Source organism: Streptomyces sp. NPDC102279, from assembly GCF_044766365.1.
In the GTDB taxonomy this organism is placed as follows: domain Bacteria; phylum Actinomycetota; class Actinomycetes; order Streptomycetales; family Streptomycetaceae; genus Streptomyces.
The window spans coordinates 111,308-123,324 of the sequence record NZ_JBIWLU010000003.1 but is presented as its reverse complement, the minus strand read 5'-3'; the positions used below and the strand labels follow the sequence as shown (position 1 = coordinate 123,324).

Sequence of the window (12,017 nt, the reverse complement as noted above, 5' to 3'; positions counted from 1 at the left end):
AGGAGAAGAGCTGTGAGCACCGAGAACGAGGGCACCGAGGTACCCCCGGCCCCGTCCGCACCTCCTGTGCCGGTGGACACTCCCGCTGTTTCCGCGCAGGCCCCGCACGGCGGGAGTGCACCGACCGCTCCGATCCCCGCCGTCCCGCAGGGCGCCCCCGGCGCATCGGAGCACGCGTCGGCGCCCACGGGCGCTCCGGCGTACGCCTCGGCCGGCGCCGGGCACGGAGCCGGCCCCTACGGACAGGGCGCCGACCCCTACGCACAGAGCACCGGAGCCCAGGGCTCCGCCCCCGAAGGAGGCTGGCCGCCTCCGCCGCCCGCCACCCCGTCGTACGCCGACGGCGGCGGTTCGGGAACCGGAGGCTGGGGCTCCTCGTACCAGCAGCCCGCTCCGAAGCCGAAGAACGGCCGTGGCGGCCTGGTCGCCGCGATCCTGGTGGCCGCGCTGGTCGCCGGCGGAGTCGGCGGTGGCATCGGCTACGGCCTGGCCAAGAACAACGACGACTCCACCGGATCGACGACGGTCTCCGCCCCGAGCACCAGCGGCCAGGTGAAGCGCGCCTCGGGCACGGTCGCGAACGTGGCCGCCACGGCGCTGCCGAGCACCGTCACCATCGAGGCGCAGAGCACCAGCGGCGAGGGTGGCACCGGCACGGGCTTCGTCTTCGACACCCAGGGCCACATCCTCACCAACAACCACGTGGTGGCGGAGGCCGTCGACGGCGGCAAGCTGAGCGCGACCTTCCCGAACGGCAAGAAGTACGACGCCGAGGTGGTCGGTCACGCGCAGGGCTACGACGTGGCGGTCATCAAGCTGAAGAACGCGCCCGAGGGAGAGCTGAAGCCGCTCACCCTCGGCAACTCCGACCAGGTGGCCGTCGGCGACTCCACGATCGCGATCGGCGCGCCGTTCGGTCTGTCCAACACGGTGACCACCGGCATCATCAGCGCCAAGAACCGTCCCGTCGCCTCCAGCGACGGCAGCGCCAGCAGCAAGGCCTCCTACATGAGCGCCCTGCAGACCGACGCCTCGATCAACCCGGGCAACTCCGGTGGTCCGCTGCTCGACGCCTCGGGCGCGGTCATCGGCATCAACTCGGCGATCCAGTCGTCGAGCAGCGGCGGTCTCGGCGGCTCCGGTCAGTCCGGTTCCATCGGGCTGGGCTTCGCGATCCCGATCAACCAGGCGAAGAACGTCGCCCAGCAGCTGATCAAGAACGGCAAGCCGGTGTACGCGAAGATCGGCGCCTCGGTCTCCCTGGAGGAGGGCACGAGCGGCGCGAAGATCACCGAGCAGGGCGCGAGCGGCGCGGCGGCCGTCGAGTCCGGCGGGCCCGCGGCCAAGGCGGGCCTCAAGCCCGGCGACGTCATCACCAAGCTGGACGACATGGTGATCGACAGCGGTCCGACCCTCATCGGCGAGATCTGGACGCACAAGCCGGGCGACACGGTGAAGCTCACCTACACGCGCGACGGCAAGACCCACACCACGGACGTCACCCTCGCCTCGCGAGAGGGCGACAGCTGACCCGCGGGTCGGGCACCGGACCCGTTACTCTTGTCCCCGCGCCGCCGATCAACGGCAGCGCGGGGTGGGTTGCCCGAGCGGCCTAAGGGAACGGTCTTGAAAACCGTCGTGGCAGCGATGTCACCGTGGGTTCAAATCCCACACCCACCGCAGGTGAACGGCCCCTGACCGGGTTTTCGGTCAGGGGCCGTTCGCGTGCTCCCTGGTTCCGGCGCCGCCGGGTGCGTGGCCGTCACGCGTGGCCCCCGGCGATGGCGCGCCCTCAGCGCTGCCGGGGTGAAGGAGCCGTCATGCGGGCCGCGGAGGCGATCGTCGAGCGGGCCTCGGGTTCGGTGAGGCCGGTGCGGACGGCGGCCCGGACGAGTGGGGTGATCAGTTCCGGGCCGATGCCGTTCTCGTAGGCGCGGCAGGCGGCCCAGAAGAGGCGCGTGTTGCGCTGGCCCTCGTGTGCGGCGAGGACGAACTGGACGAGCCCCTGCCCCTGTTGCCCTGCCGAGGAGGGGGTCGGATGGTGCCTGCGGGGCGGTGGCAGCAGCAGGTCCAGGAGCTCGCGCGGGCAGGGCGCGGGCGCGAGCCGTCCGGTGCCGGGAGCCGTGCCGTACACGCCGTGTTCGGTACGTGAGCCGGGGCCGACGAGGTAGCCGCCGGCGCCGCGGATGTCGATGCCGGGGGCCAGCCTGCTCGCGGAGTTGGGGACGACCACGTCGGGCGGTCCGCTCAGCCACAGGTGCCGGCCGCCGCTCGGGGTCAGGACCACGACCGTCTCCGGGATCGTGAACAGATGGCGCAGGGCCAGTTCGCGCAGAGCGGTGGAGGAGTCCGTACCGGATTTGGTGTCGAGGTCGATGCCGATGAGGTGGTGCGGGTCGAGGCCGCAGGCGATGCCGTAGCCGATGGCCCAGGGGGCGGCGGCGAAGAGTTCGCGGATGCGCCGGGGCTCGGTCGAGGCGTCGTACACGCCGTGTCCGAAGCGCCCGCACTCGCCGTGGCAGGGGGTGGGTTCGGGGTCGTCGCGGTGGGGGGAACGCAGGGCCGGGAGCTTCGTTCGGGACAGCGGGATCACCGCCAGTCCGCGCTCGGCGGCGGACAGGGCGTGGGCCAGGGCCAGGGTGGTGGCCTGCCGGTCGATGGTGGCCATGGCTCTATGTTCGTACGAGTGTTCGAAAAAAGGAAGGGCTCGCCGAGCGCTGAGGTACCTGCAGTCGGCGATGGGCGAGATCGGCCGAAAATGTGCCGGAACGCTTCGGCTGTTGCGGCGCTTGGGGAGGGGTGAGGGTTGAACGGTCGGCTGCGTGCTGAGCAGGGGCTTTGTCGGGTGGAAGGGGGTTTATCGACTTGTCATCACGCTTGAGGGGGAATCATTGCTTCCGGGGTGGTTCGCGGGAGCCCCGTGGGCAACTCTGGAATCGCGACGTCGTGCACTTCACCGAGGCGGTCGGCCAACTGCCTTGGAACTAGCCGTACTTCCCGTACAGCCCGGTTCATCGCCGGTGCGTACAACCCGGTTCTGGAGGAATTCACATGGCAGGCATCCGTACCGCTCGCGTCCTCGCCGCCGTCGCGGCCCTTCCCCTGGCCGCCGCCCTCTGCACGGGCGTCGCGTCGGCGGACAACGGCGGCTTCGCGGGCAACGGATCGAACGCGGGAGTGGCGACCGTCAGTGGCGGCGTCGGGCACGACAACAACGGCAACTCCTCCACCACTCAGCAGCAGGCGGTCGGGGCCGGAGCCTCGAACCAGAACAACACCGCCCAGGTGAACGGATCCGCCTTCACGGCCATCAATCAGGGGAACTCGAACGTGCTGGTGAACTTCGTCAACCTCTGGTGAGCCACGGGCCGATGCGCTCTCATCGGCCCTGGGGTCTCCGCGTGGGGTAGTGCTCTGTGGGGTTTCACAGCGGCTGCGCGACGGTGCTTCGGTGCCGTCGCGCAGCCGTGTTTCCGGAGGAGTGGGGCCCCGGTGCGTGGGTGCGCGTCCGGCCGTTCGAGGGCGCCCGGCGGCCCGTCTTCCGCAGCTCCTGGCCCGATGCCCATGACCTTGACAGTGCACGGGATCTGACGGACAGTCAGAAACTCCTGTCCGTACGAGGTCCGGGAGGCCGCCGCCGTGCACCTCGCCCCCACCGAACGCCAGCAGCGGCTGCGCGCCGAACTCCGTGCGTACTTCCGGGACCTCATGCCGGACGGACCACCGCCCTCCGACGACCCCGTGGGGCAGCGTGAACTGCTCCGCCGCATCGGCGCCGACGGACTGCTCGGCCTCGGCTGGCCGGTCGCCTACGGCGGGCAGGGACGCGGCGCGGACGAACAGTTCGTCTTCTTCGACGAGGCCTACCGGGCGGGTGCCCCCGTCTCGATGGTCACGCTGAACACCGTCGGCCCGACCCTCATGAAGTACGGCAGCGAGGAGCAGAAGGAGACCTTCCTGCCCCGCATCCTGAGCGGCGACCTCGTCTTCGCCATCGGCTACTCGGAGCCGTCGGCCGGCACCGACCTCGCCTCACTGCGGACACGCGCCGTACGGGAGCCGGGTGCACCCTCGGATCCGGAGGGCGCAGGAGACGGGTACTGGCGGATCGACGGGCAGAAGATCTTCACCTCCAACGCCCAGAACGCCGACTGGATCTGGCTCGCCTGCCGGACCGACCCGGACGCGCCCAAGCATCAGGGCATCTCGATCGTCCTCGTCCCCACGGACGCGCCCGGCTTCTCCTGGACGCCGATCGAGACGGTCGGCGGCCAGACGACCACCGCGACCTACTACGACGGCGTGCGCGTTCCGGCCGCGAACCTGGTCGGCGAGGAGAACGCCGGCTGGGGACTCATCACCAACCAGCTGAACCACGAGCGGGTCGCCCTCGCCGCGATCGGCATGCAGGCCGAGGACTTCTACGCGGCCGCGCTGGAGGCGGCCCGGACGCCCGATCCGGTGACGTTGCGACGCCGGGTTGACGAGCCGTGGGTCCGTTTCCAGCTGGCCGAAGTACATGCCCGGTTGGCGGCATCGCGCCTGCTCAACTGGCGTTTGGTGGGGGACGTGGGGGCGGGCCGACTGGCGCCGGGAGACGCCAGCGGCGTGAAAGTCATGGGAACCGAATCCGCGGTCGCGGTGTACCGAATGTGTCAGCACATTGTGGGAGAGGACGCACTGGTCCGCTCCGGTTCACCGGGGGCGTTCGGGGCCGGCGAGCTGGAGCGGATGAACAGGGCGGCGCAGATCAACACGTTCGGAGGCGGGGTGAGCGAGGTGCAGCGGGAGATCGTCGCGACGATGCGGCTCGGGATGAAGAGGGGGCGGCGATGAAGCCGCGCGGGACGGAAGGCGGCGACGCGAGGACGGACGGCCGCGACAGGGGCGGACATGGGGCGGCCGGCCATGGCATGGGTGACCGTCGTGCGGGTGCGGGTGCGGGTGCGGGTGCGGGTGCGGGTGCGGATGCTGAGGGTGCGGCGGGTGGTGAAGGGTTCGCCGTGCACGGCGGGGCAGAAGATCGTGGGAATGTCGGCGACGAACTGCTGGTGAAACTACGGGAGTTCGAAGGGCGTGCGGCCACCGTCGGAGGTGTCGGCAGGGACCCGGTCAACGCACCGATGATCCGGCACTGGTGCGAGGCGATGGGGGACACGCATCCGGCGTACCGGGGGCCGAACGCGGTGGCTCCACCCACCATGCTCCAGGCGTGGACGATGGGCGGCCTCGCGGGTCACACGGGTCGGCCGGGCCGCTCCGATACGAACGACGAGCTGTTCGCGCTCCTCGACGGAGCGGGCTGCACCTCGGTGGTCGCCACCGACTGCGAGCAGGAGTATCTGCGTCCGCTGCGGCTCGGAGACGAGATCACCTTCGACTCGATGATCGAGTCCGTCTCCGAACGCAAGACGACCAAGCTCGGCACGGGGTACTTCATCACGACGCGCATGGACGTTCGCGCGGGAGGCGAACTCGCCGGGACGCACCGGTTCCGCATCCTCAAGTACGCGCCCGCGCGACGGAACCCGAGGGGTGAGGAAGGTGTTGCCGGGGCGGGGGGCTCGGGGGGAGCAGGGCAGTCCGCCGGCACCGGCGGCGCTGCGGCACCCGCCGGTGCCGTCGGCCGCGCTGCACCGGTCGAGCCCGCGGTGCCGGCCGATACCACCGGGTCCGCCGTACCGGTCGGCACCGCCGGCACGCCCCCGTCCGGGAGCAGTCGCCCGCGCCCCGTGGTCAACCGGGACAACGCCGGTTTCTGGGAGGGGGTCGGTCGGCAGCGGTTGCTGATCCAGCGCTGCACGGGATGCGGGACGCTGAGGTTTCCCTGGCTGCCCGGGTGCAACGCGTGCGGCGGCCCGGAGTGGGACACCGTCGAGGCGAGCGGTGAGGGGACCGTCTACTCGTACGTCGTGATGCACCACCCGCCGTTCCCCGCCTTCGACCCTCCCTACGCGGTCGGCCTGATCGAACTCGCCGAGGGCGTGCGGATGGTGAGCAACGTCGTGGGCGTGCCGCACGACCGTGTGCGGGTCGGGATGCCTGTGCGCCTCGAATTCCGGCAGTACGACGAGGAGTTGCTTCTGCCGGTGTTCCGGGCCAGGACGGGAAGCGAGGGTGACGCTGCTGCCGGCGAGCCGGCCACTTTGTCGGCGGCGCCCGGCGGTGTCGGCGTCCCGTCGGGCGGGGGGAGCTGACATGGACTTCACGCCCACGGAGGAGCAGGTGGCCGCCCGGGACCTGGCCGCGCGGATCTTCGGCGACCTCTCCACGCCCGAGCGGCTCACCGCGGCCGGGACGGACAGCGACACGGGACTGTGGAAGGAGCTGTGCGCCGCCGGGCTCGTGGCGGCCGTCGAGGACATCGGGCTCCTCGGGCTGGTGCTGCTGCTGGAGGAACAGGGCCGCACCACGGCGCAGGTGCCCTTTGCGGCGAGCTGCGTGTACGGGCAGCTCGCGATCGCGGCGCACGGTTCCCCCGAGCAACGCGAGCGGCTGCTGCCGGGAATCGCGGACGGGACGGTGGTGGTGGCCGGAGCGCTGCGCGGGCCGGGGTCGGTCGTCGCCACCGAGGGCGGCCGCTCGTCGAGTGCCCCGGCAGCGGGACGGCCGCTGCTGACCGGGACCGTCCCCGTGGTGCCCTGGCTGCGGGACGCCACACATGTTCTCGTGACCGACGACCGACGCGGGCTCTGGCTGGTGCGCACCGCGGAGGCGCCGGCGGGCGAACCCGTCGAGCTGACCGCGCCCTGGTCGGCGGGGCGCCTGACCCTCCAGGGGACACCGGGGGAGCCCCTCGGCACGGAAGGGGCGCACGAGGACGTGCTGGCCACGGCGCGCACCGCGTTCGCGGGACTGCAGGCCGGGGTGTGCGCGGGATCGCTGGCGCGCGCCGTCGCGTACACGAACGTGCGGGAGCAGTTCGGGCGCCCGCTCGCCGCCAAGCAGGGAGTCCAATTGCTCGCAGCCGACGCGTACATGGACATCGAAGCGATACGGGTGACGGCGTACGAGGCGGCATGGCGCCGTGACGAGGGACTGCCGTACGGGACGCACGCCCTGACCGCCGCCTGGTGGGCGTCCGAGGCCGGGCAGCGCGTGGTGCACGCGGGCCAGCACCTGCATGGCGGGGCGGGGGCCGACCTCGACCACCCGGTGCACCGTCACTTCCTCTGGGGGCGGCAGCTGGACGCGTATCTGGGGGGCGGGGGCGAAGTGCTGCAGGAACTCGGTGAGTTGCTCGTGAGAGGTGGGCCGATGGTGGAGGGGGAGGTGGCGACATGAAGGTGGAGCGGACCGTACCGGGCTCGGCGAGTCGGGCCGGCGTTTCCGGGCCGGGGTCCCGACACGGAGATCCGGGCGCGGCACCCGCGTCCGGCGACACGGGCTCCACGTACGGGGCCGGTGACGTACTGCCGCCGCTGGAGATCGAGATCACCCGTACGTTGGTCGTGGCCGGGGCGATCGCGTCGCGGGACTACCAGGACGTGCACCACGACGCGGAGCTGGCACGGGAGAAGGGCTCCCCGGACATCTTCATGAACATCCTGACGACCAACGGACTGGTCGGACGGTACGTGACCGATCACTTCGGGCCGACCGCCGTGCTGCGTGCGGTCGCCATCAGGCTCGGCGCCCCCAACCACCCGGGAGACACCATGGTGATGACGGGCTCGATCGAGAAGGTCGACGGCGACACGGTCACGGTGCGGATCCTCGGCACCAACAAGATCGGCCGGCACGTCATGGGCACGGTGACGGTGACCGTCCCGGGTCCGAGGACGACCGCACCGCCCTCCGCCCCGGTCAGTGCCTCCGCTGCCCTCGCCTCCACCACGGCCCGTACCTCCCCATCCACCCCTGAAGCCGAGTCCGCCCCCACCTCCGGTTCTGTTCCCGTGTCCTTCCTCGTCTCCGGCAAGGCGTCGGCCGAGGGCGGTGCCTCGTGAGTGTGCGAAGGAGGGACGGCCTCGGTGGGCGGGCGGCGATCGTCGGGATCGGGGCCACCGAGTTCTCGAAGGACTCGGGGCGCAGCGAGCTGCGGCTGGCGGTGGAGGCGGTGCGGTCAGCGCTGGACGACGCGGGGCTGACACCGGGCGACGTGGACGGGATGGTGACGTTCACGATGGACACCAGCCCGGAGATCACCGTCGCCCAGGCGGCCGGGATCGGGGAGCTGTCCTTCTTCTCCCGTGTCCACTACGGCGGCGGTGCGGCCTGCGCGACCGTCCAGCAGGCGGCGCTCGCGGTCGCGACCGGGGTGGCCGACGTCGTCGTCTGCTACCGGGCGTTCAACGAGCGGTCTGGCCGCAGATTCGGCTCGGGCGTGCAGCGGAGAGAGCCGTCGGCGGAGGGCGCGGCCCTGGGCTGGGCCCTGCCGTTCGGGCTGCTCACCCCGGCCTCGTGGGTGGCGATGGCGGCCCAGCGGTATCTGCACACCTACGGTCTGACCCCTGAGGCGTTCGGCCATGTCGCGGTGACGGACCGCAAGTACGCGGCGACGAACCCCGCGGCGTACTTCCACGGCAGGCCGATCACGCTCGCCGAGCACGCGGCGTCCCGGTGGATCGTCGAGCCGTTGCGGTTGCTGGACTGCTGCCAGGAGACCGACGGCGGCCAGGCGCTGGTCGTCACCTCCGTGGAGCGAGCCCGGGATCTGCCCCGTCCTCCGGTGGTCGTCGCGGCCGCCGCGCAGGGAGCGGGCCGGGCACAGGAGCAGATGACGAGTTTCTACCGGGACGATCTGACCGGGCTGCCCGAGATGGGCGTGGTGGCGCGGCAGTTGTGGCGTACCGCGGGGCTCGGGCCGGCGGAGATCGACGTGGGGATCCTGTACGACCACTTCACCCCGTTCGTGCTGACGCAGTTGGAGGAGTTCGGGTTCTGCAAGCCGGGGGAGGCGGCCGACTTCGTCGCGGAGGAGCGGCTGCCGCTGAACACGCACGGAGGACAGCTCGGGGAGGCGTACCTGCACGGGATGAACGGCATAGCGGAGGGCGTCCGGCAGCTGCGGGGCACGTCCGTGAACCAGATGACCGGAGCCGAACGGGTCCTGGTCACGGCGGGTACGGGAGTCCCCACTTCGGGGCTGATCCTCGGCTCCGACGGCTGAGGAAGCCGTCCGTCCCGGCCGTCAGGGACGCGAAAGGGAGAGGAGAGGAGGGAGAGGCGGGGAGGGGCTGGAGGAGTCGGGCAGGTCTCCGAGTGGGCTTGGCGGTGGGCACCGGTCGCGACGGTCGCTCCAGGTGGCCAGAGTTGGGAACAGCTGCCCGAGCTCTTCCCCACCGTTCCCGGCCGTATCCGGCGGACCCCGCCCGTCCGCAGCTCTCCCCGGCCCGATCCAGCCGGCGCCTGCCGTCTCCCCCTCGACTCTCTCAGGGGTGAACCCTCAGGGGGCGGTGCGCGCTCGTCCACCTTCAGGAGGTGGGGCCACCCCCCTTCCTACAACCTGAGGCGGACATGGCTTCGGGACCTGCGGCCGATCCGCGGGAGGAGGGGGCGAACCTAGCGTGGAGTCATGACCACACTCGTCTGCACCAGCGCCTCGGACGCCGCCACTCCGGCGACGCAGACCCGTTCGTACCCGTCGTTCTCCTCCTATGTGAGGGCACGCCAGCCGGTGCTGTTGCGGACCGCCCGGTCGCTCACCGCGAACCCGAGCGACGCGGAGGACCTGCTGCAGACGGCGCTGACGAAGACGTACGTCGCCTGGGAGCGGATCGAGGACCATCGGGCGCTCGACGGCTATGTGCGGCGGGCGTTGCTGAACACACGGACGTCGCAGTGGCGCAAGCGCAAGGTCGACGAGTTCGCGTGCGACGAGCTGCCGGAGCCGGAGGGGCTGCCCGCGGCGGACCCCGCCGAGCAGCAGGCGTTGCGCGACGCGATGTGGCGGGCGGTCATGAAACTGCCGGCGCGGCAGCGGGCGATGGTGGTGCTGCGCTACTACGAGGACCTGAGCGAGGTCCAGACGGCGGAGGTGCTCGGCGTCTCCGTCGGCACGGTCAAGTCGGCGGTGTCGCGAGCGCTCGGCAAGTTGCGCGAGGACCCGGAACTGGCGCCCGCCGCCTAGGGCGTGTCCGCGGGTGTCCTGTCCGGCGGATCCCGGCGCGGACGTGGGACCGGTTCCCGTGCTTCGCAAACCGCGCCCGAGCAGGGGTGGCGCTGATCGATCATTCCTGCGCCTAGTGACATACCACGCGGTATGTGAGCAGAATCAGCGGAACCCATTACTACCGCGTAGGCAATGTCGCCCCCGGGAGGACGCCGTGCTGAGCACGATGCAGGACGTACCGCTGACTGTGACCCGCATTCTCGTGCACGGGGCGCGGATCCACGGAGAGTCGCAGATCACGACCTGGACCGGAGAGGGCGAGCCGCACCGGCGCAGCTTCCGCGAGGCCGGCGCGCGGGCCAACCAGCTCGCCCACGCCCTGCGCGACGACCTCGGGGTGACGGGCGACGAGCGGGTCGCGACGCTGATGTGGAACAACGCGGAGCACGTCGAGGCGTACTACGCGATCCCCTCCATGGGCGCCGTGCTGCACACGCTGAACCTCCGTCTCCCCGCCGAACAGCTCGTGTTCATCGTGAAGCACGCCGCCGACCGCGTGGTCATCGTCAACGGCTCGCTGCTTCCGCTGCTCGCTCCGCTCCTCCCCCAGCTGTCGACGGTGGAGCACGTGGTGGTGTCGGGCCCCGGTGACCGTTCGCTGCTCGACGGCGCGAGCGTGCGCGTGCACGAGTACGAGGAGCTGCTCGCCGGGAAGCCGACGGCGTACGACTGGCCGGAGCTGGACGAGCGACAGGCCGCGGCCATGTGTTACACCTCCGGTACCACCGGGGACCCCAAGGGTGTCGTGTACTCGCACCGTTCGATCTACCTGCACTCCATGCAGGTCAACATGGCGCAGTCGATGGGGCTCACCGACCAGGACACCACCCTCGTCGTGGTCCCGCAGTTCCACGTCAACGCCTGGGGTCTGCCGCACGCGACCTTCATGTCCGGCGTCAACATGCTGATGCCCGACCGTTTCCTCCAGCCCGCGCCGCTCGCGGAGATGATCGAGAGCGAGCGGCCGACGCACGCCGCGGCCGTCCCGACCATCTGGCAGGGCCTGCTCGCCGAGCTGACCGCCAAGCCGCGGGACGTCTCCTCCCTCACCCAGGTGACGATCGGCGGCTCCGCCTGCCCGCCCTCCCTGATGACCGCCTTCGACGAGCTGGGCATGAGCGTCTGCCACGCCTGGGGCATGACCGAGACCTCCCCGCTCGGCACCGTCGCCCGCCCGCCGGCCCACGCCGTCGGCACGGACGAGGAGTTCGCGTACCGGCTCACGCAGGGCCGTTTCCCGGCCGGCGTCGAGGCCCGCCTCACCGGCCCCGGCGGTGAGCGCCTCCCGTGGGACGGCGAGTCGGCCGGCGAGCTGGAGGTCCGCGGTCCCTGGATCGCGGGCGCCTACTACGGCGGCGCCGGAGCGGAATCGCTGCGCCCCGCCGACAAGTTCAGCCCCGACGGCTGGCTGAAGACCGGTGACGTCGGCACGATCAGCCCCGACGGTTTCCTGACCCTCACCGACCGCGCCAAGGACGTCATCAAGTCGGGCGGCGAGTGGATCTCCTCGGTCGACCTGGAGAACGCCCTCATGTCCCACCCGGACGTGGCCGAGGCCGCGGTCGTCGCCGTCCCCGACGAGAAGTGGGGCGAGCGCCCGCTGGCCACCGTCGTCCTCAGGGAGGGTTCCACCGCCGACTTCGCGACGCTGCGCGCCTTCCTCGCCGCCGAGGGCAGGATCGCCAAGTGGCAGTTGCCGGAACGCTGGACGATCGTCGAGGCGGTGCCGAAGACGAGCGTCGGCAAGTTCGACAAGAAGGTGCTCCGCCGGCAGTACGCCGAGGGCGGCCTGGACGTGACCCAGCTCTGACACACCGGCTCCGACACGACCCGCCGGGTCCCCACGACCGGCGCCGGCACGCGACACCTGCGCCGGGCGGGCGTTTCACGACCCGCCCGGCGT

Annotated in this window: 10 protein-coding genes, 1 tRNA gene and 1 pseudogene; 11 read left to right on the top strand and 1 reads right to left on the bottom strand. The window is 71.4% G+C overall.

Translation table 11 applies throughout. The features are described from left to right. The first annotated feature begins 12 nt into the window (after positions 1 to 12). Both ACIRQH_RS07355 and ACIRQH_RS07350 read left to right on the top strand, forming a co-directional pair. Positions 13 to 1,530 (top strand): S1C family serine protease, encoded by a 1,518-nt coding sequence (locus tag ACIRQH_RS07355; RefSeq protein ID WP_388930047.1) that lies wholly within the window; start codon positions 13 to 15, stop codon positions 1,528 to 1,530. Between the two features lie 63 nt (positions 1,531 to 1,593). Then, positions 1,594 to 1,680: transfer RNA gene (locus ACIRQH_RS07350), tRNA-Ser, on the top strand. 112 nt (positions 1,681 to 1,792) lie between these two features. Here the strand turns inward: ACIRQH_RS07350 and ACIRQH_RS07345 are convergent. Continuing rightward, positions 1,793 to 2,668, bottom strand: coding sequence for a bifunctional DNA primase/polymerase (locus ACIRQH_RS07345; protein WP_388868152.1), 876 nt, complete (start codon positions 2,666 to 2,668; stop codon positions 1,793 to 1,795). Positions 2,669 to 3,051: 383 nt separating this feature from the next. On the opposite strand from ACIRQH_RS07345, the gene ACIRQH_RS07340 reads away from it, so the two are divergent. From ACIRQH_RS07340 to ACIRQH_RS07300, 9 genes and pseudogenes are all read left to right on the top strand, one after another. Then, positions 3,052 to 3,360, top strand: a complete 309-nt coding sequence (locus ACIRQH_RS07340; RefSeq protein ID WP_388868149.1) for a hypothetical protein — start codon at positions 3,052 to 3,054, stop codon at positions 3,358 to 3,360. A 279-nt stretch (positions 3,361 to 3,639) separates the two neighbouring features. Beyond that, positions 3,640 to 4,836 (top strand): acyl-CoA dehydrogenase family protein, encoded by a 1,197-nt coding sequence (locus tag ACIRQH_RS07335; RefSeq protein WP_404224643.1) that lies wholly within the window; start codon positions 3,640 to 3,642, stop codon positions 4,834 to 4,836. Positions 4,837 to 4,908: 72 nt separating this feature from the next. After that, positions 4,909 to 5,055, top strand: a complete 147-nt coding sequence (locus ACIRQH_RS07330; RefSeq protein ID WP_388868143.1) for a hypothetical protein — start codon at positions 4,909 to 4,911, stop codon at positions 5,053 to 5,055. Then, complete coding sequence (locus ACIRQH_RS07325) at positions 5,052 to 6,197, top strand: bifunctional MaoC family dehydratase N-terminal/OB-fold nucleic acid binding domain-containing protein (protein WP_404224641.1); 1,146 nt, start codon at positions 5,052 to 5,054, stop codon at positions 6,195 to 6,197. Before ACIRQH_RS07330 ends, ACIRQH_RS07325 begins: the two co-directional genes overlap by 4 nt. Before the next feature lies 1 nt (position 6,198). After that, the gene (locus ACIRQH_RS07320) at positions 6,199 to 7,284 is read left to right on the top strand and encodes an acyl-CoA dehydrogenase family protein (protein WP_404224639.1); all 1,086 of its coding nucleotides are present in this window, start codon (positions 6,199 to 6,201) and stop codon (positions 7,282 to 7,284) included. A gap of 128 nt (positions 7,285 to 7,412) precedes the next feature. Then, positions 7,413 to 7,775, top strand: a pseudogene (locus ACIRQH_RS07315) (acyl dehydratase); the annotation flags it as partial. A 170-nt stretch (positions 7,776 to 7,945) separates the two neighbouring features. Continuing rightward, positions 7,946 to 9,112, top strand: a complete 1,167-nt coding sequence (locus ACIRQH_RS07310; protein WP_358818808.1) for a lipid-transfer protein — start codon at positions 7,946 to 7,948, stop codon at positions 9,110 to 9,112. A 405-nt stretch (positions 9,113 to 9,517) separates the two neighbouring features. Continuing rightward, the gene (locus ACIRQH_RS07305) at positions 9,518 to 10,072 is read left to right on the top strand and encodes a SigE family RNA polymerase sigma factor (protein WP_358818807.1); all 555 of its coding nucleotides are present in this window, start codon (positions 9,518 to 9,520) and stop codon (positions 10,070 to 10,072) included. A gap of 208 nt (positions 10,073 to 10,280) precedes the next feature. Further along, positions 10,281 to 11,924: a long-chain fatty acid--CoA ligase gene (locus ACIRQH_RS07300; protein ID WP_388868494.1), complete on the top strand. Its 1,644-nt coding sequence runs from the start codon at positions 10,281 to 10,283 to the stop codon at positions 11,922 to 11,924. Positions 11,925 to 12,017 lie beyond the last annotated feature (93 nt).

Excerpts from the sequence above, each read along its gene's own strand:
- ACIRQH_RS07345 (WP_388868152.1), bottom strand. The coding sequence starts at position 2,668 with ATGGCCACCATCGACCGGCAGGCCACCACCCTGGCCCTGGCCCACGCC.
- ACIRQH_RS07340 (WP_388868149.1), top strand. The coding sequence starts at position 3,052 with ATGGCAGGCATCCGTACCGCTCGCGTCCTCGCCGCCGTCGCGGCCCTT.
- ACIRQH_RS07330 (WP_388868143.1), top strand. The coding sequence starts at position 4,909 with ATGGCATGGGTGACCGTCGTGCGGGTGCGGGTGCGGGTGCGGGTGCGG.
- ACIRQH_RS07320 (WP_404224639.1), top strand. The coding sequence starts at position 6,199 with ATGGACTTCACGCCCACGGAGGAGCAGGTGGCCGCCCGGGACCTGGCC.
- ACIRQH_RS07305 (WP_358818807.1), top strand. The coding sequence starts at position 9,518 with ATGACCACACTCGTCTGCACCAGCGCCTCGGACGCCGCCACTCCGGCG.
- ACIRQH_RS07300 (WP_388868494.1), top strand. The coding sequence starts at position 10,281 with ATGCAGGACGTACCGCTGACTGTGACCCGCATTCTCGTGCACGGGGCG.